Annotated in this window: 16 protein-coding genes; 5 read left to right on the top strand and 11 right to left on the bottom strand. The window is 39.1% G+C overall.

What is annotated here, in order from left to right; all coding sequences use genetic code 11:
* Window positions 1-2: 2 nt before the first annotated feature.
* The 6 genes from rbfA to QJV33_RS06230 all read right to left on the bottom strand — a co-directional run bounded on the left by rbfA (window position 3) and on the right by QJV33_RS06230 (window position 7,397).
* Window positions 3-425 (bottom strand): 30S ribosome-binding factor RbfA, encoded by a 423-nt coding sequence (gene rbfA / locus QJV33_RS06255; RefSeq protein WP_281462514.1) that lies wholly within the window; start codon window positions 423-425, stop codon window positions 3-5.
* The gene (gene infB / locus QJV33_RS06250) at window positions 425-3,289 is read right to left on the bottom strand and encodes a translation initiation factor IF-2 (protein ID WP_281462513.1); all 2,865 of its coding nucleotides are present in this window, start codon (window positions 3,287-3,289) and stop codon (window positions 425-427) included. The genes rbfA and infB overlap by 1 nt, the downstream gene beginning before the upstream one ends.
* A 54-nt stretch (window positions 3,290-3,343) precedes the next feature.
* A complete protein-coding gene (locus QJV33_RS06245; protein WP_281462512.1) occupies window positions 3,344-3,925 on the bottom strand; it encodes an RNA-binding protein in 582 nt (193 codons plus the stop codon).
* A gap of 70 nt (window positions 3,926-3,995) precedes the next feature.
* The gene (gene nusA / locus QJV33_RS06240; RefSeq protein WP_281462511.1) at window positions 3,996-5,528 is read right to left on the bottom strand and encodes a transcription termination factor NusA; all 1,533 of its coding nucleotides are present in this window, start codon (window positions 5,526-5,528) and stop codon (window positions 3,996-3,998) included.
* Between the two features lie 9 nt (window positions 5,529-5,537).
* Window positions 5,538-6,080 carry a ribosome maturation factor RimP gene (gene rimP / locus QJV33_RS06235; protein WP_281463397.1) on the bottom strand — a complete coding sequence of 181 codons (543 nt, stop codon included), beginning with the start codon at window positions 6,078-6,080 and terminating at the stop codon, window positions 5,538-5,540.
* Between the two features lie 216 nt (window positions 6,081-6,296).
* The gene (locus tag QJV33_RS06230; protein WP_281462510.1) at window positions 6,297-7,397 is read right to left on the bottom strand and encodes a glycerol dehydrogenase; all 1,101 of its coding nucleotides are present in this window, start codon (window positions 7,395-7,397) and stop codon (window positions 6,297-6,299) included.
* A gap of 462 nt (window positions 7,398-7,859) precedes the next feature.
* Between QJV33_RS06230 and pflB the strand changes: the two genes are divergently transcribed.
* A complete protein-coding gene (gene pflB / locus QJV33_RS06225; protein ID WP_281462509.1) occupies window positions 7,860-10,142 on the top strand; it encodes a formate C-acetyltransferase in 2,283 nt (760 codons plus the stop codon).
* A 91-nt stretch (window positions 10,143-10,233) separates the two neighbouring features.
* The gene (gene pflA / locus QJV33_RS06220) at window positions 10,234-10,983 is read left to right on the top strand and encodes a pyruvate formate lyase 1-activating protein (RefSeq protein WP_281462508.1); all 750 of its coding nucleotides are present in this window, start codon (window positions 10,234-10,236) and stop codon (window positions 10,981-10,983) included.
* Window positions 10,984-11,010: 27 nt separating this feature from the next.
* Here pflA and QJV33_RS06215 read toward each other — a convergent pair whose 3' ends face one another.
* A complete protein-coding gene (locus QJV33_RS06215) occupies window positions 11,011-12,165 on the bottom strand; it encodes an iron-containing alcohol dehydrogenase (protein ID WP_281462507.1) in 1,155 nt (384 codons plus the stop codon).
* A gap of 155 nt (window positions 12,166-12,320) precedes the next feature.
* Complete coding sequence (acnA, locus tag QJV33_RS06210; protein WP_281462506.1) at window positions 12,321-15,008, bottom strand: aconitate hydratase AcnA; 2,688 nt, start codon at window positions 15,006-15,008, stop codon at window positions 12,321-12,323.
* A 161-nt stretch (window positions 15,009-15,169) separates the two neighbouring features.
* On the opposite strand from acnA, the gene ccmA reads away from it, so the two are divergent.
* Window positions 15,170-15,820 carry a heme ABC exporter ATP-binding protein CcmA gene (ccmA, locus tag QJV33_RS06205; protein WP_281462505.1) on the top strand — a complete coding sequence of 217 codons (651 nt, stop codon included), beginning with the start codon at window positions 15,170-15,172 and terminating at the stop codon, window positions 15,818-15,820.
* Window position 15,821: 1 nt separating this feature from the next.
* The gene (gene ccmB / locus QJV33_RS06200; protein ID WP_281462504.1) at window positions 15,822-16,487 is read left to right on the top strand and encodes a heme exporter protein CcmB; all 666 of its coding nucleotides are present in this window, start codon (window positions 15,822-15,824) and stop codon (window positions 16,485-16,487) included.
* On the opposite strand, the gene QJV33_RS06195 is transcribed toward ccmB, so the two are convergent.
* On the bottom strand, window positions 16,403-16,867 hold the full coding sequence (locus tag QJV33_RS06195) for a copper resistance CopC family protein (protein ID WP_281462503.1): 465 nt from the start codon (window positions 16,865-16,867) through the stop codon (window positions 16,403-16,405). The genes ccmB and QJV33_RS06195 overlap by 85 nt on opposite strands.
* A 117-nt stretch (window positions 16,868-16,984) precedes the next feature.
* Here QJV33_RS06195 and QJV33_RS06190 point away from each other — a divergent pair, with 117 nt between their 5' ends.
* Window positions 16,985-17,341, top strand: coding sequence for a hypothetical protein (locus QJV33_RS06190; RefSeq protein WP_281462502.1), 357 nt, complete (start codon window positions 16,985-16,987; stop codon window positions 17,339-17,341).
* Between the two features lie 63 nt (window positions 17,342-17,404).
* Here the strand turns inward: QJV33_RS06190 and QJV33_RS06185 are convergent, their stop codons facing one another.
* A complete protein-coding gene (locus QJV33_RS06185) occupies window positions 17,405-17,950 on the bottom strand; it encodes a DUF805 domain-containing protein (protein WP_281462501.1) in 546 nt (181 codons plus the stop codon).
* A 169-nt stretch (window positions 17,951-18,119) separates the two neighbouring features.
* On the bottom strand, window positions 18,120-21,512 hold the full coding sequence (locus QJV33_RS06180) for a S41 family peptidase (protein WP_281462500.1): 3,393 nt from the start codon (window positions 21,510-21,512) through the stop codon (window positions 18,120-18,122).
* Between the last annotated feature and the right edge of the window lie 221 nt (window positions 21,513-21,733).

The raw sequence follows: 21,733 nt of genomic DNA, 5'->3' as shown, positions 1-21,733 counted from the left end.
CACTAGTCTTCTTTATCTAAATCTCGCAACACTTCTGGGCTATGCAGCAATACATCAATTTTAGCAGCATAGTCCAAACCTGTATCGGCATGAAACCGTAATTCAGGCAAGAATTTTAAACGTAATTTTTGACTTAACTGAGAACGAAGATAGGGCGCTGCTCTTTTCAACGCAGGCAATAGCTCCTCTACATTATCTTGTCCTAAACGAACAACATAAATAATAGCATTCCGCAAATCAGGAGTCATTCTGACTTCGGTCACTGTTAACCGTTTATCACGCAACTCAGGATCACGAAATTCCGTACGGGCAAATACATCTGCAAGAACATGCCTTACTTCTTCTGCCACGCGCAATTGTCTTTGGGATGGTCCCTTGGGCATATTGCCCAAGGAACCTTTTCCGGTAAATAGAGGCTTATTCATTACGATTCAATAGTTTCCATTTCGTAACACTCAACCACATCACCTTCACGTAGATCATTAAATCCTGCGAAAGAAAGTCCGCATTCATATTCATGAGCAACTTCTTTGACATCGTCTTTAAAGCGTTTCAATTGGCTTAAGTTACCAGCGTGAATAACCACGTTATCACGTAGCAAGCGCACACCACATCCACGACGGACAACGCCCTGTGTGACATAACAACCCGCAACCTTTATTGTCTTACCAATAGAGAAGACTTTGCGGATTTCTGCATAACCCAAGAATTTTTCACGTTGTTTCGGAGCAATCCGCCCTTTAATCAACTTCTCAATATCATCAATGACTTGATAAATAATTGAATAATAATGAATATCCACATCTTCTTGTTGTGCTAACTCTCTTGCTTGCACAGTTGCACGAACATTAAAGGCAACAATAATGGCATTCGATGCTTTCGCAAGCTGAACATCACTTTCTGTAATCTGACCAACAGTTGCAGAGATTACATTGACTTTAATTTCTTCATGCTCAAGTTTTAACACTGTGGTTTGAATTGCTTCAGCAGAACCTTGAACATCTGCTTTAATCAAAACAGCAACTTCTTTTTGTTCACCAGCTTGAATACGTTCTAGCATTTGATCCAAAGTACCACGAGCAGCCAGACGAACTGCAGCTTGTTTTTCACGCACTTTACGTTGTCTGAACTCAGAAATTTCTCTGGCTTTGCTTTCGCTATCAACCACAATAAAAGGCTCACCCGCACGAGGCACACCCGTCAACCCTAATAACTCTACAGGAGCAGAAGGACCCGCATGCTTCATATTCACGCTTTTATCATCAAGCATCGCACGAACACGTCCCCATTCAGCACCAGCAACAATCACGTCCCCTTTGTTCAAGGTTCCTTTTTGTACTAATAAAGTTGCAACAGGTCCACGACCTTTATCCAGACGGCTTTCAATCACTGCACCTTCGGCAATACGATTTGGATTTGCTTTTAACTCTTGAACTTCAGCCAACAGAATAATGGCTTCTTCAAGTTTATCTAACCCAATACGCTTTTTAGCTGAAACTTCTACATCCTGAGTATCACCACCCATTTGTTCAACAACAATTTCATATTGCAGTAATTCTTGTCGAACACGGTCTGGATTAGCACCAGGCAAGTCGCATTTATTAATTGCAACAATGATAGGAACGCCAGCAGCCTTAGCATGTTTAATTGCTTCGATGGTTTGAGGCATAACCCCATCATCAGCAGCAACAACCAACACCACAATATCGGTTACAGATGCACCACGAGAACGCATTGCTGTAAAGGCTTCATGACCTGGAGTATCTAAGAATGTAATTCTAGCACCAGAAAGAAGTTTTACTTGATAAGCACCAATATGCTGGGTAATTCCACCTGCTTCGCCCCTGGCTGTATCCGTCGTCCGTAACGCATCTAGCAAAGAGGTTTTACCATGATCGACATGTCCCATGACCGTCACAACAGGCGGACGAGCAAGTAGATTTTCAGTTGTATCTTCGATACCTTCAATACCCAACTCAACGTCACTGTCGGCAACACGATGAACACGATGACCAAATTCTTCAATAACCAATTCCGCAGTATCTGCATCCAGTGACTGATTGACCGTAGCCATTACACCCATTTTCATCAAGGCTTTAATCACATCCCCTTGACGTGCTGCCATACGGTTAGCTAATTCTTGCACAGTAATGGTTTCGGGCAATGTAACATCACGCACAACTTTAACTTGATCTGCACGTAATCTTTCCAATTCAGCTTGACGGCGTTCGCGTTCTCTTTGGCGACGAACAGAGGCTAATGAACGAACTTTGTCATCTTCACCTTCAATCGCTGCCTGAATATCAATTTTTCCAGAGCGACGGTTATCACCACTTTTGCCACGACCACCACTGACTTTGCGGCCTGCACCAGCACCCGCGCCAGCACTACGACGAGAACCACCTTTACGGCCGTCTCCCTCTTCACCATCAGAATCATCATGAGAAGCAGAACGTGTACGAATAAAATCGCCACTTTTCTTAATCGTTTTGTCGTCTTTATCGGCTTTACGTCCAGCAAAACCTGCATTTTTCTCATTTTCCAGACCAGCAGGCATAGAATTTGCTTTTGATGCAGGCTTGCTTGGCATCACTGCACGTTTTGCCAAAGGTTCTACGGGCTTTGGCGTTGGAGCCAATGTAATTTCACCAGGGATTGGTGTATGTGAAACCTTCGTTTTCCGCATCGAAAAAGATTGATCACCATTCTTTTTAGCACCGCCAACGGATTTAGGTGCAGAAGGTTGTTTTTTAACAGTCTCTTTTTCAACAATATTCTTTTCAACTTTTGCTTGTTCTGCAATAGCTTCAGCTTCTAAGCGTGCTGCTTGCTCGGCTTCTTTGGCAGCTTGTGCAGCTGCAGCCTCTTGCTGAATTTTTTCTTCTTCGCGACGTTTTGCTTCTTCGGCAGCTGAGAGAATAGCAATTTTTTCTTGCTCTCTGCGCTCAGCTTCCTTGCGCTGTAAATCAAGACGTTGTTCTTCTAACACACGTTGACGTGTCGCCAATTCTGAAGCTGTCAAAGCACGTTTGCCAGTTGATCCACCCGCTGTTTTCTTGGCTGCTGGTTTACGAGCAACCCCAGTTGAAGCCCCCGTTGCTTTTTCACTGTTTCCAGAAGCACCACGTTTCTTGCGCACTTCTACTTGCACAACTTTTGTACGCCCATGGCTAAAGCTTTGTCTTATAGACCCAGCATCGACTGTACGTCCTGCATCTTGTCTTACTGGCGAACGTAAAGATAGACGTTTTTTGCCTTGCCCTTGTTCTTGATCGTTGCCTTCGCTCATATACCTGCCTATTCTTTATCCATTCGCCGGATCTAACCCGTCGAACCCAATACCTTAATTGATAAACCCTGCCAAACGTTTACTGTCATTCAAAATACGACCCGCAAACGAACCTGTGTGAATTGCCGCATGAACCACATAATCACGACCAAAGAATTTTCCCAACTCCTCACCCGTAAAAATTGCGACTACTGGCAAATTTTTTGCCCCAGAGAGTAAACGTTTTTTTTCGTCTTCACTACCATCTGTGGCTTGTATGATTAACCCAACATTATTTTGAGAAATCTTTTCCCTTACTTTTACAAAACCATATGTAATCTGTCCAGCACGCCTTGCAAGACCCAAACCATCTTTTATCCTAAATTTTAAACCATCAATAATGATCGATAATAAATTATCTGGGACTTTTACTTGGCATTGCGCTGCTTTGGAAAACATACGGCGTTGTATTGCTGTATGCAGCACGCTTTGATTGGCTTGCAACCACATTCCTCGTCCAGGAAGACGCTCTGTTAAATCAGGAACCACCATTTCATCAGGGGATACAACAAAACGAATCAAATCTTCTGGACGACCTTTCTCTCTTGTGACCAAACAACAACGTTGTTCCTTTGGTGCTTCAGATTTCTTCATCATTACCGCAGTTTACCAAGAATTAAAAGAGGTTTCATCAAAACAGCTACAAATATTACACAAATTGGCTTAATTATCCTTCATTTTCCTGAGGCTCTTGACCTTCTTCATCATCAAACCAATGTTCTCTCGCACGCATAATGATAGCATTGGCAGTTTCTTCGTCCAAAGAATCTGTTCCCAAAATATCAATCAACTCATCACTGGCAAGGTCTGCCAAATCATCAAGCGTTTTAACACCCTTTTCGCCCAACAATATCAACATTTGCGGTGTAAAGCAATCAAGCTCAACAATATCATCTGTTACACCAAGCTCTTGACGTTTTTGATCCAAAGAATCTTGTTGTTTAACCAAAAATTCTTCAGCACGTTGCACAAGCTCTGCGGCAACATTTTCATCAAAACCATCAATTTCAGCAATTTCTTCTGGTGCTGCAAATGCCAGTTCATCAATATTGTGGAACCCTTCTGTAACCAATAGACCCGCAATAACATCATCCACATCCAAATCATTCACCAGAGTTGCGGTTCTGGTTTTGAACTCTTCTTGTCTGCGTTCGGATTCTTCTGTCTCGGTCAAAATATCGATGTCCCAACGGGTTAATTGACTTGCCAAACGAACATTTTGACCACGTCGACCAATCGCTAGACTGAGTTGATCGTCAGGAACAACCACTTCGACACGACCTGCTTCTTCATCCATCACCACTTTGGTAACTTCAGCTGGTGCCAATGCATTCACAACAAAGGTTGCAGCTTGACCACTCCAAGGCACGATATCAATCTTTTCGCCTTGCAGCTCTTGCACAACCGCTTGAACACGCGAGCCTCTGACACCTACACAAGCACCTATAGGATCAATCGTCGTATCTTTTGAGGTCACAGCCATCTTCGCACGAGAACCAGGATCTCTTGCAACCGCTTTAATTTCAATAATACCATCATAAATCTCGGGCACTTCTTGAGCAAATAATTTTGCCAAAAATGCTGGATGAGAGCGAGATAAGAAAATCTGTGGACCACGAGGTTCTTTGCGAACGTCATAAATATAGGCGCGAACCCGTTCAGAGTTACGGAAATTTTCACGAGGAATCAATTCGTCACGACGCAATAATGCTTCTGAACTACCGATTTCAACCAATAAATTTCCATATTCTGTACGTTTAATGGTGCCATTAACAATTTCACCTACGCGGTCTTTGAAATCTTCATATTGACGATTACGCTCAAACTCACGAACGCGTTGCACAATAACTTGCTTTGCTGTTTGTGCTGCGATTCGTCCAAAGTCAATCGGAGGTAATGGATCAATAATATGTTCACCAATTTTAATATTAGGCTGAATTTTAATCGCAATTGCATAAGGGATCTGAGAATCTTCGTGCTCGACCTCTTCTACAACTTCTGTCCAACGAGAAAGGCGAACCTCTCCAGTTTTGCGATCAATCACTGCACGAATATCTTTTTCATGACCATATTTAGCGCGACCAGCCTTTTGAATGGCCTGTTCCATGGCCTCAAGCACTTCATCTCGACTAATCGCTTTTTCACGAGCAACCGCATCCGCAACTAATAATAACTCAGGACGAGAAACAGACGTATCCATTGAAACCTCTCAATGTGTTTTATAACGATTATGTTTACCAGATCGTTTTGACTGGTCTTTTTTTGTATCTTCTTCAACAACTTCTGACGATTCATCAGATACAGCACCACCAGAACCCAACATATGCTGACACGCATCGATTAATGCATCCGTTAAGACCAGTTTCGCTTTACGAATCTCAGAGAATGGCAGTGCCACTTCTAAGCCATCATCTAAACGCATCCGAGCATATTCATCATCTGCACCCAAAGCGATACCAGAAAAGCGTCTTCTGCCTTCGACAGGGATCATGGTTTCGGCTTTTGCCAAGTGACCAGCAAAACGATTCCAATCTTTTGGGCGAACCAAAGGACGATCAATCCCAGCAGAAGAAACTTCTAGTGTCCATGCACCCTCAATGGGATCACTGACATCTAAAATTGCGCTGACAGCATGGCTGATCTGTTCGCAATCTTCGACGTTAATCAATGATCCATCGGCACGATCGACCATAATTTGCAAGGTCAATGCAACTTTGCCTAAAATCATAATTCTAACAACTTCGTAGCCCATATCGACCAATGTTGGTTCGATCAATGCCGCAATACGACGTTCAAGACGGTTATCTGAAAATTCTAATGAATCCAAAACAAAAAAGGTGACCGACTAAGGCCACCCCCCACAATAAGGAAGATAATTTTTTATCATTCTACAAGAAAATACTCTGATTTACAAGCATTAACTTTTTCAAAAAATATCTTGGTGGCAAGATTATAGTAGATAAAACAATTATTTATATCGTTCAGCCAAGTTATTAGCAGCAATCATAGCGTCATAAAGTATTTCTGGTGTTATCTTTTTAGGCATATTCATCATCGTATCATGTTTATCACATGCAATTTCGGCAACTTTACGCCATTCTTGCTCAATAAATTGGGTCAATCCCATATCTTGTAACGTCAACGGTAACCCCACCACTTTCATAATCCGAATGACTTCTTCAAATTCATGTTTCGGTGCATTTTCCAAAACCAGCTGTGTCAATAACCCAAAAGCCACTTTTTCACCATGTTGTGCTTTATGTAAATCTGGAACCATCGACATGCCATTATTGACCGCATGTGCTGCTGCTAGTCCACCAGATTCTGCACCAACACCACTCAAATAAATCGTGGCTTCAATTATTTGTTCCAATGCAGGGGTTACGATCTTATCACGCACCGCATCCATGGCGCATTCAACATTTTCTTGTAATACTTGATAGCATAAATGTGCGAGCCCTAAACCCGTGCGAGAAGGTCTTTTAAGCACTAAATTGACCCCATCCACAGCGTAACACGCTCTTGCCTCAAAATAAGTTGCCAACGCATCCCCTACACCAGCTGCAAAAAATCGTGCTGGAGCCCGTGCAATAATTGAGGTATCAGCAATCACAACATCTGGATTTTGTGGCAAATATAAGTAACGATCAAATGCCCCATCCTCTTTGTAAATAACTGTCAGTGCAGTACAAGGCGCATCCGTTGAAGCAATCGTTGGAAAAATAATAACGGGAATTTTTTTATAAAAAGCAACTGCTTTCGCCGTATCCAACGTTTTCCCGCCACCAATTCCAACGATAATATTCGCAGAGGATGCATCTATAACGTTGATAATCCGCTTAATTTCAGCATCTGTGCATTCATAATTAAATTTTTCAACCTTACCATTTAATCCAGCCATATGTAAGTAAGGCAACGTGTCTTGATGAACGCGTTCTATAATAAATTCATCACAGAGTAACAACGCATTCGTGCCGAAATCTTTGATATATTCATGCAGCTCTTTTAAAATCCCGCTACCAATAATAAATTTCTTAGGAGACGTAACTGTACGAGGAAGATGTGACATAATTATTTCCTTGTTTACTATAAAATTACATATCAACACCCACTCTAACAGATTTTATAATTATTAATAAATGATTAACTTTATTTACAAAAAATATCAGTTAACCCTTGAAAAGATTCAGATTTAACCCTAGAATAAAAATCACAATAACGTGATTTAATATCATTATGACAATATAGTGAATATTCTATAAAGTTAGAATCTATGAAGAGACTGGCGAAATATAAAATTTTCTTTAACGCCTCTTGCTTTTTATTCAGAGGTCTCGCCAATTTACGCTGTTTTATTCAATTTTATGCATCTCATATTATTCGAACATTAAATCTTATTATTCTTATTATTAAATTGAATACGAATATTCTTCATTATTGTTTTCGGTAACGTATTAAAAAAGGATTTGCCTATCATTTCATCATAAAATGAAAACGACTTTCTCTTATTAAATGATTTATGGAGATCAATATGTCTAACCTTACTGAAAAACAAGCCATCGCTTGGAAAGGATTTAAAGGTTTTTCTTGGAAAAGCAAAGTTGAAGTTCGTGACTTTATCCAAGATAACTATACCCCTTATGAGGGGGATGAAACCTTTTTAGCCTCTGCCACTCAAGCAACGGATACATTATGGGCTGAAGTCATGGAAGGGATTAAAATCGAAAATGCCACCAAGGCACCACTCGATTTTGATACGAAAATTATCTCATCCATTACATCTCATGAAGCTGGATATATTGATAAATCCTTGGAAAAAATCGTTGGTTTGCAAACAGACAAGCCATTAAAACGTGCGATCATGCCCAATGGTGGTATTCGTATGATTGAAAGCTCTTGTAAAGCTTATGATAAAGCTTTGGATCCTGAAGTATTAGAAATCTTTACAAAATATCGCAAAACCCATAACCAAGGCGTTTTCGATGTTTATACACCAGAAATCATGGCTTGTCGTAAGTCAGGTGTCATCACAGGTCTTCCTGATGCGTATGGTCGCGGTCGTATTATTGGGGATTATCGCCGTGTAGCCCTGTATGGTATTGACTTTTTAATGGCGGATAAACGCAAACAGTTTGATTCACTACAACAAGACTTAGAAACTGGTAAGAATCTAGAAGAAACTATTCGTTTACGTGAAGAAATTACGGAACAATATCGTGCCTTAAATGATATGAAAACCATGGCAGCATCCTATGGATATGATATCTCTGAGCCAGCAACCAATGCTCAAGAAGCCATCCAATGGACATATTTTGCCTATCTAGCAGCTGTAAAATCTCAGAATGGTGCAGCAATGTCTTTGGGACGCACCTCTACATTCTTAGACATTTATATTCAACGTGATCTTGATAATGGTGTAATTACCGAAGAACAAGCACAAGAATTTATCGATCATTTTGTCATGAAGTTACGAATGGTTCGTTTCCTTCGTACACCAGAATATGACGAGCTTTTCTCTGGTGATCCAATCTGGGCAACAGAATCTGTTGGTGGCATGGGGCTGGATGGTCGTACGTTAGTCACCAAAAATTCTTTTCGTTTCCTAAATACACTTTATACAATGGGACCTTCTCCAGAGCCGAACATGACTATTCTATGGTCTGAAAAACTTCCTCGAGGGTTCAAAGAATTCAGCAGTAAAGTGTCTATTGACACTTCATCATTGCAATATGAAAATGATGATTTAATGCGTCCTGATTTTAACAGTGACGATTATGCCATCGCATGTTGTGTTAGCCCAATGGTGGTTGGCAAACAAATGCAATTCTTTGGCGCACGTGCAAACCTTGCCAAAACATTACTTTACGTTATCAATGGTGGTATTGATGAAAAATCCAAACTTCAAGTTGGCCCTAAAACAGCCCCAATGATGGATGAATTACTTGACTTTGATAAAGTTATGGCAGGTATGGATAATTTTATGGGTTGGTTGGCAAAACAATATGTCACCGCACTGAACTGCATCCATTATATGCACGATAAATATAGCTATGAAGCAGCCTTAATGGCTTTACACGACCGCGATATTATTCGCACAATGGCTTGTGGTATTGCAGGACTTTCCGTTGCTGCAGATTCATTATCAGCCATTAAATATGCCAAAGTGCGTCCAATTCGTGATGAAAATGGTGTTGCCGTTGATTTTGAAATTGAAGGGGAATATCCTCAATTCGGAAATAATGATAATCGTGTAGATGATATCGCATGTGATCTTGTCGAACGCTTCATGAAGAAAATCGGCAAACTTCCTATGTATCGTGGCGCCATACCAACACAATCTGTATTAACTATTACGTCAAATGTCGTTTATGGTAAAAAAACAGGCAATACCCCCGATGGTCGTCGTGCAGGGGCTCCGTTTGGACCTGGTGCAAATCCAATGCATGGGCGTGATAAAAAGGGTGCTGTTGCTTCATTAACTTCCGTTGCTAAACTTCCTTATGCTTATGCAAAAGATGGGATTTCGTATACATTCTCTATTATTCCAAATGCTTTAGGAAAAGACGATTCTGTGCGTAAAGCAAACCTTGCGGGTATGATGGATGGATATTTCCACCATAATGATAATCGCGAAGGGGGGCAGCATCTGAATGTGAACGTCTTTAACAAAGAAACTTTGGTTGATGCGCAACAACATCCAGAGAAATATCCAAGCCTAACCATCCGTGTTTCTGGATATGCAGTGAGATTTAACTCGCTTACTACTGAACAGCAAAATGATGTCATTAATCGTACATTTACAGCTTCTATGTAAGATTAAGTAATCCTTTACTCTATAACTAACCAATACGAACAGAAAGACCCTTTATAGGGTCTTTCTTACAACTATCAATGAAAGCATCAACATGTCAGCAGAACTTATTACAGGACGTATTCATTCCGTTGAATCTTTTGGTACCGTTGATGGGGATGGAATTCGATTTATTGTCTTTGTTCAAGGCTGTTTAATGCAATGTTTATACTGTCATAATCCCGATGCTTTGGATATTAAAGGCGGGCAAACTGTCACCGTTCCAGAGTTGATGAAAGAAATCGTAACCTATAAATCTTTCCTACAACCTAATGGCGGTGGGGTTACGGCTTCTGGTGGAGAAGCTGTTTTACAAGCAAAATTTATAACAGAACTTTTTAAAGCAGTGCATCAAGAAAATCTTACAACTTGTCTTGATACCAATGGTTATGTCGGTGACTATAACCAAGATATTATTAATTTGGTCAATGAATCTGATCTCGTCATGCTTGATCTAAAACAAATCAATGATGATATCCATAGAAAATTGACAGGTATTTCTAATCAATATGCTAAACGATTTGCAGAATATTTATATCAACAACATAAACGTACTTGGATACGATATGTGATTGTTCCAAGATGGACAGATGATAATGAATCTGCACATTTATTGGGGCAATTTACCAAAGATATGGATAATATTGAACGCATCGAACTATTACCTTTCCATCAAATGGGTGCAAGTAAATGGAAAACTTTGGGCAAAGATTATAAATTAAAAGGCATTGAGCCTCCATCAGTTGAGACGTTAAAACGATTACACTCTATTTTGACAAGTTACGGACATAAAGTCATTTATTGATACAACAGTTTTTACAAATACTGTAATTTATACCCATAAATTTTGATATATCTCAATAATCTCACTTGCCGAAGGGACTTTAGGATTATTAAAAGGCGATCCTGAATTTAATGATTGTTCTGCCATGATATGAATTACTTGATTAAATTTGTCATATTCAATTCCCAAAGACCGAATTTTCGGCACTTCAAGTTCTTTATTTAACTGATATAAACCTTTTATTAATTTTTGATTAGCTACAAGAATATCGTCTTTTTCTTCTGCCATTCCTATTGCTTTGGCACATTGTGCATATCGTTCTGACGCAGCGCCAATGGAATATTCTGTTACCAATGGCAATAAGATCGCATTTGATAATCCATGAGGAACATGAAAAAACGCACCTATAGGGCGACTCATTCCATGTACCAACGCAACAGAAGAGTTAGAAAAAGCTACACCTGCAAGCATTGCAGCTAATAACATTGCCTCTCTGGCTGTTTCATTTTTTCCATCGTGATATACTGTTAAAATATTTTTACCAATCAAACGCATTGCTGACAAAGCCTGTTGATCACTAAATAAATTTGCTTTTTTGCTTACATATGCCTCAATCGCATGCGTTAAAGCATCAATCCCTGTATCTGCGGTAATTCTTTTGGGAACAGTTACTGTAAACCTATAATCGATAATCGTTGCTGTTGGTAGTAAACCGTCTCCCATACACAACATCTTTTCTTGTGTAATTTCATCAGTAATAATAGTAACCGCTGTACATTCTGACCCCGTTCCAGCAGTTGTAGGAATAGCAATAATAGGCAATCCTGGTTTATCAATTCTATATGGGAATTTATAATTCTGAATTTTACCACCAAATCGTCCTAAAATTGCAATTGCTTTGGCACTATCAATAACACTGCCTCCACCTAAGGCAACAATACCATCATATTGTCCCAACTCAAACGCTACCACACCATTCACAATAGATTGTGCAGTAGGCTCAGGCACCGTATTGGTAAAAATTCCAAAATCCTGTTCTTGTAAAACATCTGAAAGTTGATCTACAAAACCTAATGCTAACATCACTTGATCGCTGATAATAAAAGGTGCTGAAATTCCAATTTTTTTTAATAATTCAGGTAATTTTTGAATAGCATTTTTACCATATTCGACATAGCGTGGCAAAGAAATTGAATGATTCATCCCAATACACCTTTATAATTAATCACAATCTTATTAAAAGGCTAATAAATATATAATAAAAATCAACTCAATTATAATTGAAATCAGAATAAGCAACTGCATAAAAAAAAGAGAGCTAAATAGCTCTCTTTTCATTTAATAGTATAAAATTATTCTTACTCAGCCATTAAGCGGAGAACATAAGGTAAGATACCACCATGACGGTAATATTCAACTTCTTCTTGGGTATCCACACGACAAATTAATGGAACTTCTTGAGTAGAACCATCAGCACGATGAACAATCATTGTCATTTTTTGACGTGGTTGCAAGGTTTCCACACCAAGAATATCAATTTGCTCGTCACCTTTAAGGTTCAATGTTTTCCGTGTGGTGCCTTCTACAAATAACAAAGGTAACACGCCCATTCCTACAAGGTTAGAACGGTGAATACGTTCAAAGCTCTCTGCAACAACTGCTTTTACACCCAAAAGATTGGTACCTTTGGCTGCCCAGTCACGAGAAGAACCCATACCGTATTCTTTACCACCAAAGACAACCAACGGTGTGTTTTCTTGCATATATTGCATTGCAACGTCATAGATCGCACCTTCTTTGCCATCAGGATAATGCTTACTATATCCACCTTCAACACCAGGAACCATCTCGTTACGAATACGAATATTGGCAAATGTTCCACGCATCATGACTTCATGGTTACCACGACGCGACCCATAAGAGTTAAAATCTTCAACACTCACCCCATTTTCAGTCAGGTATCTGCCTGCTGGTGAATCTTTACGAATAGAACCAGCTGGAGAAATATGATCAGTTGTCACGTTATCAGCCAAGATTGCCAATACTCTTGCCCCTTTGATATCAGGGCGTTTTGCTGGTGCTTCTTGACCCATGCCATCAAAGTAAGGTGGATTACGAACATAAGTTGATTTTTCATCCCAGCCATAGGTTTGAGATCCAGTCGCAACCGACAAGGCTTGCCATTCTTTGGGACCTTTTTCTACACCATCATATCCTTTAAGGAATTCTGTTTGGGTAATAGAAGAAGCCATTGCATCAGAAATCTCTTTAGCTGATGGCCAGATATCTTTTAAATAGATTTCTTTACCATCTTTTGAAACACCAATTGGATCTTTGGTAATATCTTTACGCAACGTTCCCAAGATTGCATAGGCAATCACTAATGGCGGGCTGGCAAGATAATTCGCACGCACATTCGGGGAAATACGACCTTCAAAGTTACGGTTACCAGATAATACAGCAGAAGCAACTAGTTTATTATTTTCAATCGCATCAACAATATCATCTTCTAATGGACCAGAATTCCCAATACAGGTGGTGCAACCATATCCAACGATATTAAAACCCAATGCATTTAATGGTTCAATCAACCCTGCTTTTTGCAGATAGTTAGTTGCAACTTTTGACCCAGGCGCTAACGATGTTTTGACCCAAGGTTTACGCTTTAATCCCAATGCATGTGCTTTTTTTGCTAATAAACCAGCTGCCATCATCACTTCGGCATTAGAAGTATTCGTACAAGATGTAATCGCGGCAATGACAACAGAACCATGCTCCAGATTATAATCAGCATTTGCAACGGGATAGGATTTATCTTGAGCCACAGGAACATTAAAGGTGTCCGTTAATGCTTTTTCAAAAACCTTTGTTGCACTGGACAGATCAATACGATCTTGTGGGCGGCTTGGACCAGAGATTGAAGGAACAACCGTTCCGATATCAAGCTCCAACGTATCTGTAAATTCTGGATCAACAGCGTTCGCATCACGAAACATGCCTTGGGCTTTAAGATAGGCTTCCACTAATTTAATTTGATGCTCATCACGACCTGTTAAACGCAAATAATCAAGTGCTTGTTGGTCAACAGGGAAGAACCCACAAGTTGCCCCATATTCAGGTGCCATATTCGCAATCGTTGCACGGGTATAAAGGGGTAAATGATCCAAAGCTGGACCAAAAAATTCAACAAACTTACCAACAACACCTTTTTTCCGAAGCATTTCGGTAACTTTTAAGACTAAGTCCGTTGCAGTCACGCCAGCGGCCAATTTGCCTGTTAATTTAAACCCAATCACATCAGGAATTAACATGGTGATCGGTTGACCCAACATCGCAGCTTCGGCTTCGATACCACCAACACCCCAACCGAGAACACCAAGACCATTAATCATGGTTGTATGAGAATCTGTTCCATACAAAGTATCTGGATAAGCGTAGGTTTTACCATCTTCTTCATTATGCCAGACCACTTTAGCAATATGTTCCAAGTTGACCTGGTGACAAATTCCTGTATCCGGTGGAACCACTGAGAAATCTTTAAATGCTTCCTGCCCCCAACGTAGAAATGCATAACGTTCAGCATTACGTTGGAATTCCAAGGTAATATTTTGTGTTAATGCGGTAGAAGACGCTGAGTAATCAACCATCACAGAGTGATCGATGACCAAATTTACTGGAATTAATGGGTTAACCTTTTGAGGGTCTCCTTTTAAATTTATCATTCCTTCACGCATAGCAGCCAAATCCACAACGGCTGGCACGCCTGTAAAATCTTGCATCAAAATACGTGCTGGGCGAAATGGGACCTCGGAATCACTACGATGATTTTTTAACCATTCTACGACAGATTTTGCATTTTCAACTGTAAAGGCTTTTCCATTTTCGAAACGTAGAATATTTTCTAGCAATACTTTTAATGTATTAGGCAAATATTTCACAGAGCCTATTTTTTTTTCTGCTTCGGGTAAAGAAAAATAATGATAGCTTTTTCCATCAACATCTAATGTGCGACATGTTTTTAAACTATCTTGGCCAATGAGCTTCATAATGGCTTCCTTATTCGTATATTTCGTTTCTGAACAATCTATATAGTAAACTATTTTACCAAAATTATCGATCACATATAGTTTTTATATCTCGAATCGAATAAAAGCAATTATCAGAGTCACTTTGTTTTTTCACTTACGTGTGTACAGAAACGAAAAGGATGCAAACACTGCCCATCATATCTGCTAATATTTTTAAAATTAATCATATCCGTGCTTTTCATGGGGAAAAGCTAATTTTAAAAAATATTAGCTTTTCTCTCTCTTCTGGTGAGTCTCTAATTATCACAGGACAAAATGGTGCTGGAAAAAGTACGTTACTGCGTATTTTGGCAGGCTTGAAATCTGTTGATGCGGGAATAATTACTTGGAATGACCAAGATATTTCCAAACAATTTATAGAACATACACAAAATATTGCTTGGCTTAGCCATCAGGATTCTTTGAAACCTGCCTTGACGGTCAAAGAAAACTTACAACTTACCAGCCAAATTTATAACACCAATATTCAACATGCCTTGACAATTGTGAACCTGAACCACATGGCGGATATCGCTGTTCGTATGTTATCTGCGGGACAAAAGCGACGCACAGCGCTGGCACGTATTTTACTAAAACCTGCACAATTATGGTTATTGGATGAACCCACTGTTGGTCTGGATCAGGAAACAATCGAACAGTTGGGGTTTATCTTTAAGGATTTTACCAAACAAGGGGGAATGATTATCACTACAACCCATATTCCTTTACCTTTGGAAAACAGTAAAACACTTCATCTCACTCCATCTTCCTCTATGGTATCCTCTTTATAAGATGCGTATTTTTTTATTCTTTATTCGCCGTGAAATACAACTATCCCTGAAATACAGCACGGACAGTTTGGGCACAATCTTGTTTTTTATTTTAATCGCTTCTTTATTTCCACTGGCACTAGGACCAGAACCACAATTACTACGTCAAATTGCCCCTGGAATTTTATGGGTATGTGTTTTATTAGCCGCCCTATTACCCATAGAACGCCTATTTAACCATGAATATGAAGATGGGTCTTTGGAACAGCTTATGTTACTTGGATTACCTCCTTATGGCGTAGCATTCGCAAAAATGCTGGGGCATTGGTTAACCACAGGCCTGCCCTTACTAATTGCCAGCATTCCTTTGGCGTTAATGTTTAACTTTCCTTATCATGCACTCCCTTTATTTATCCTTAGCCTGATGATTGGCACTGGATGTTTGTCTTTACTAGGAGGAATGGCAACTTGTATTGCCTTAGGTGCCAGAAGAAGCCCATTTTTGCTTCCTTTACTGACATTTCCCTTGCTGACCCCCATTATCATTTTCGGTGCAATGATTACCGATGCTCAACTGCATACAATGAATTATATGCCTCACCTTCAATTACTTGGTGCTTGCTTTGCGCTGGCATTACCGCTTTGTCCATTCGTTGCTGGAGCTGGACTAAAATTAGCTGTGGAGTGATTGGTATCATGTGCATTTCCAACAACAGTGAAAGGAATTTCACCAGAGCTTTCTTCGCCTTTCCAAGTCCAAATCTGCCATTGTAATTTATATTTTCCAGCAATTAACGGATAAGTTGTTTTCACCTGTGTATGATCCAATGAAACCGTTGCAGGAATAAGTTTCGGTTCTCCCTTTTCACCAACCAACAATAACCTACTGCGAAAAGGATTAAACTCATGATCGTATTTCAACATAATTTCTTGAATGCCTGCCTGTAATGTTTGATTTTCTTTTGGAAGAGAGCTTTTGACCTCAATCGCATATACAGACGTTCCAGCAACACTAAGTCCGATGAATATGGAAAGAGCTGCAAAACTAATTTGATAATATTTTTGCACTTTTTATCCTTTATGTATAAAAAAGAATTTATTCCTTATGCATCCTAAGCTATCTTGACCCCCAAAAACAATATCATTCTTTGTATTCTGCATCTCAATATAGGAACTATAAATATTATGCCTAGTAACCATATAGCATTCCTTACTCTCTTAGGAATATGTTTTTCAAGCGTGCTGGGTTCTTACTCTGCACATGCTAATTATAAAAGATGTTGGATTAAAGACGGCGTTGCAACGATTAACTGCAATCCAGCAGATGGCTATTATTTTGTCAAAGAAAAAGAGCTTTATAAAAAATGCACTGTTGCAAACGGACAATTGAAAAAAGAGTGTAAAGAAGAAGATGGTTTTGCAATGTTCCTTGAAAACCATCATTGGTATCAATGCCCCATACAAAATGGCAAAAAAATCGACAGCTGCACGCTTGCTACTGGGTATTACACCATATTTTTACCGCATTTACCGTTATTGTGAGTAAAGTAAATTTAGTAAAGCACATGAACAATCCATGTAATTTACTATTTATTTAAACAGATATTAATGTTTATCAAGAATAGAACGGTCTCGATCAATATAATCATGAGGCTGACCATATTTGTTTTCTCCTGCTGTACCGCGCTTTAACATTAATACTAACAGGACAATACTGGTAACCAAATGTATACCAAACAGAACTAATAAATTTACAACTTCATCTGACATATATTGCGTCATAAATTGCCAAATTTCTTCGTCAGAGAGATTTTCAATACCGGGATATTGATCTGACATCATTCCCAAAGCTATAAATATATATATAACATATCCATAAACAGCAAAAATCATCCCATAAAACACAAACACCCATTTACCACTCAGATTAATATCATGTAATCTTTTTACACATGATGATATTCCCGGAATAATAAATAAAATGAACATTAAAATTCCAGCAAGGGTTTCTCCTATGATCAAGGATAATAAGAGATTGATAATACCTATAAAAACAGCATAGCTCCAGACCTCTCGCCTACAGGCTCTACCTTTAAAATCAAATCCTCTTTGAATACACTGAATCGCCCAGAAAAAGAAATTACGTAACATAAAATATTCTTTCATTCATAAAAATTACAAAATGATAATCATTATTTCAGGTTACGATACAATGATATTTTACTTTCAATCATTAATAAGTAAAATATCATTGCATTAAAATCACAAATTATAAGAAGCAAAGCATGTTTTATCAAAAACATACTTTTAAATATATCCGTTATTTCGAATTATGCTTTGCTTCTGAAGCATTCTTCGCAAAAGGCTCCCCTTGAGGAGGATAAGCCGTATCCCAACTTGGGGGGGCTGGTAAAACAGAAGGATGATCTTTTAATTCTTTTAATAAATAATTAACTGCCGTTTCCAGTTGTTTGTCATGACCCTCTTGTAACTCACCAGGTGTATTTTCAACTTCGATATCAGGTTCAACCCCATGATTTTCGATAATCCATTCAGAATTCAATCCATACAGGCTTTCCTCTGGAATGGTAATATATCCACCATCACGTAAAGGCCAATATCCGCGAATACCACGGACACCACCCCATGTGCGTTTACCAATGACTTTACCCAATCCGTATTTACGGAAATAATAGGGGAAAATATCGCCATCAGAGGCAGAATATTGATTCACCAAGGTTACTTTAGGTCCATTAATCAATTGTTGAGGCAAGGTTGCTTGCATCTTTTCACGATTAGTCGTCATACCAACCAAGATACGTCTTAATCTTTCCAATAAAATTTGATCGATAAAACCACCCCCATTCCAACGGTCATCAATAATCACAGCTTGTTTATCAAGCTGAGAATAAAATTGGCGAATAAATTGCTGCATTCCCAATTCTTCCATATCAGATAGATAAATATAGGCAATTCGACCATTGGATAAACGATCGACTATCTGGCGATTATGTTCTACCCACTCTCTTTCTTTTAAAGAAAGTTCATTTTTAACGGTATTAACTTCAACATTTTTGACTTTACCTGTATCTTTATCTTCAAAAGACAATCGCACAGGATTAGAAACCCCAACAAAGAATTGATAAGGATTCACATTTCCTTTGATCTCTTGCCCGTTAACAGACAATAAATAATCCCCTTCATGAATATTCAATCCAGACTCGGTCAAAGGACTGCGATATTGTTTACGACTATTATCCCCTTGATAAATCTTAGCCAATGAATAACGCTCTTTTTGTGCATCATAGGCAAAATCCACCCCTAACAGCGCCGTTGAAACAGCTTTGACAGGATCTTGTTGGTCACCACCTCCAACATAGGTATGAGAGTTCCCTATCTCACCCACCATTTGCCCAATAATGTAATTTACATCGGAACGAGAGCCAGCCAAAGGAACAAGAGCCGCATATTTATCATGAACAGCTTGCCAATCTTGACCATTCATTTTCGGATTTACGAATAAATCCCTTTGTAAACGCCAAGCATTCTCGAACATTTCTTGCCATTCTTTGGGTGGTTCTATCCGAACACGCATCGAAGAAACATCTAGTGTTTTATCATCGGCATGTTTTTCTTTAGCATCCGCGATTATCCAAGAGTCTTTTTGATTATAAAGAACCTTCTTTCCATCATAAGAAAGGCTGTAATTATCAATCCCTTTTTCTATTAATGTGTCTTTGCGTTCTTTTAAATCATAAACATGCAATTCAGGCTTTTCACCAGAAAATTCTCCTGAAATCGTTTGCGGTGGAGATAATAGATAATAAATCTTGTCCCCAGCAGCTTGCATATCGGTAATCTCACCCCCTGTCATTGGCACCGGAACAATTCGTTCACCAAATCCTTGGGTATCAATTTTTACATCAGGAACAGATGGTTTTTTTGCCTCTTTATCTTCCTTGCTTTCCTTAGTTTCGGTTTGCCCCTCATCAGAACGCACAGCAAAAGGTGACGGAGTATCATTGGCTAAAGTCGCAATATAAATCCCCGCACTTTTAACCGTTAAGGCGTTCATTTCATTATCGGCAAACACCGTATTTTCATAACGATTAGAAACAAAATATAAATATTTCCCATCAGGAGAAAATACAGGTAAATAATCACTATTTTGACCTGTAGTTAAGCGAGAAGGCATATTTTGATTAATATTATACACCCATAAATTACGCTGTTGATTAGCCTGTGTTAAACTATACACAATCCATTTGCTGTCAGGAGAAAAATTAAAATCATGAATTTCTGCGTTACGATCAACAGCAATTTTCTTTAAATTTTTACCAGAAACATCAATCAACCATAAATTATGATTTCCATCAGAAAAGGCTAGTTTTTTGCCATCTGGTGAAAAACGTGGTGCATAATAATATCCTGATTTAAAATCCGTTAGGATTTTTTCTTCTCCACCAACTGATGGACGAATAGCAATATTTTGTTCACCGTTTTTGTCTGTTGTATAGGCAATCCACTGCCCGTCAGGCGACCATACAGGATGATCGGCATCAACATCACTAGCATAAATCAAATTCCGAATGGCACCATGTTCCACAGGAACCGTAAAAATATTCCCTCTGGCGGCAAAAGCAGCACGTTTACCATTAGGAGAAATTGAATAATCTGGTTGTTGTGCAGCATCAATTTTACGAATAGAATCATTAACCTCTACAAAACGAGGCATGGTACGTGTGCCGTCATCGGGAACTTTAACAGATACAGTATGAAGCTGCTCTGACGGCAAATCCAAAACATATAATTTACCGCCTTGTTGGAAAACAATACCATTATCACCCAATGATGGAAAATCAATATCATAATCTGTGAAATGGGTAACTTGTGTTGTTTCGCCTGTGTTCTTGTCATACACCCACAAATTCAAACGGCGATTGGCATCACGATCTGACAAGAAATAAATCTTATTCTGATACCACATTGGAATAGTGTCAGTGCCTTTCCAATGCGTAATTTGATTTAACTTCTTCGTATCAAAATTATACGTATAAACATCCTGCGCCAAACCACCGTCATAGCGTTTCCATGTACGAAAATCGCGATAAATACGCGTATAAGCAATTTCTTTACCCGAAGTATCGTAACTCATAAAACCAGAACGATCGAGCGGCAATTGTTTAGGCAAACCGCCATCAATAGAAACTGTAAATGGAAGGCTCATCCAGCTGTTCCACGCATTTCTACGGGATAAAAAAACGATCTCTTTTGAATCAGGCGTCCAAGTCACCACCATATTATCAGGCCCCCACCGCTCTGGAGCAGAAGCAACCACATCAGAGTGATAGGTTAACCGCCTAACCGCTCCACCAGCAGCCGGCATCACATAAACATCACGGTTTCCTTGATAACTGGCAGTAAAAGCCAACCATTTTCCATCGGGCGAATATCTGGGCATTAAATCCTCGCCCGTATCAGCGGTTAAACGACGAGCTGTTCCCCCTTGTTTTTCCACTTCCCACACATCACCACGAGCAACAAAAGCGATCTTACCCCCATGTAAAGTCGGATAACGCATTAATGCTTGTTCTTTTGAATCCTGCTGTTCCACCGCAAATGCAGAAAAGGAAAATACACCACCGCTTAATAGTCCAACCTGAACCAACATCGTACTGAGCCATAATCTTTTACGCTGGTTAAACAAAATCATAATAGGTATTTTCCTTCTATTCTTGTTTTGGAATCATCATTATTAGAGATATGCTAAGTGTGATATATATACTATCAACATTGATATATTGAATAGATATCTGTCAATATACTTTGACATAGATTTATCTTTTGATAGAAAAACGTGAAAATATACTAATAAAAATGATAATCATATAAATATAACAAATCAATGACTTGATAATATCTTGTTTAAGGTAG

This window comes from Commensalibacter nepenthis, assembly GCF_029953305.1.
Lineage (GTDB): Bacteria > Pseudomonadota > Alphaproteobacteria > Acetobacterales > Acetobacteraceae > Commensalibacter > Commensalibacter nepenthis.
The sequence above is the reverse complement of the archived record's forward strand: the minus strand, read 5'-3'. Positions and strand labels throughout refer to the sequence as shown.

Excerpts from the sequence above, each read along its gene's own strand:
- rbfA (WP_281462514.1), bottom strand. The coding sequence starts at position 425 with ATGAATAAGCCTCTATTTACCGGAAAAGGTTCCTTGGGCAATATGCCC.
- infB (WP_281462513.1), bottom strand. The coding sequence starts at position 3,289 with ATGAGCGAAGGCAACGATCAAGAACAAGGGCAAGGCAAAAAACGTCTA.
- QJV33_RS06245 (WP_281462512.1), bottom strand. The coding sequence starts at position 3,925 with ATGATGAAGAAATCTGAAGCACCAAAGGAACAACGTTGTTGTTTGGTC.
- nusA (WP_281462511.1), bottom strand. The coding sequence starts at position 5,528 with ATGGATACGTCTGTTTCTCGTCCTGAGTTATTATTAGTTGCGGATGCG.
- rimP (WP_281463397.1), bottom strand. The coding sequence starts at position 6,080 with ATGGGCTACGAAGTTGTTAGAATTATGATTTTAGGCAAAGTTGCATTG.
- QJV33_RS06230 (WP_281462510.1), bottom strand. The coding sequence starts at position 7,397 with ATGTCACATCTTCCTCGTACAGTTACGTCTCCTAAGAAATTTATTATT.
- pflB (WP_281462509.1), top strand. The coding sequence starts at position 7,860 with ATGTCTAACCTTACTGAAAAACAAGCCATCGCTTGGAAAGGATTTAAA.
- pflA (WP_281462508.1), top strand. The coding sequence starts at position 10,234 with ATGTCAGCAGAACTTATTACAGGACGTATTCATTCCGTTGAATCTTTT.
- QJV33_RS06215 (WP_281462507.1), bottom strand. The coding sequence starts at position 12,165 with ATGAATCATTCAATTTCTTTGCCACGCTATGTCGAATATGGTAAAAAT.
- acnA (WP_281462506.1), bottom strand. The coding sequence starts at position 15,008 with ATGAAGCTCATTGGCCAAGATAGTTTAAAAACATGTCGCACATTAGAT.
- ccmA (WP_281462505.1), top strand. The coding sequence starts at position 15,170 with ATGCAAACACTGCCCATCATATCTGCTAATATTTTTAAAATTAATCAT.
- ccmB (WP_281462504.1), top strand. The coding sequence starts at position 15,822 with ATGCGTATTTTTTTATTCTTTATTCGCCGTGAAATACAACTATCCCTG.
- QJV33_RS06190 (WP_281462502.1), top strand. The coding sequence starts at position 16,985 with ATGCCTAGTAACCATATAGCATTCCTTACTCTCTTAGGAATATGTTTT.
- QJV33_RS06185 (WP_281462501.1), bottom strand. The coding sequence starts at position 17,950 with ATGTTACGTAATTTCTTTTTCTGGGCGATTCAGTGTATTCAAAGAGGA.
- QJV33_RS06180 (WP_281462500.1), bottom strand. The coding sequence starts at position 21,512 with ATGATTTTGTTTAACCAGCGTAAAAGATTATGGCTCAGTACGATGTTG.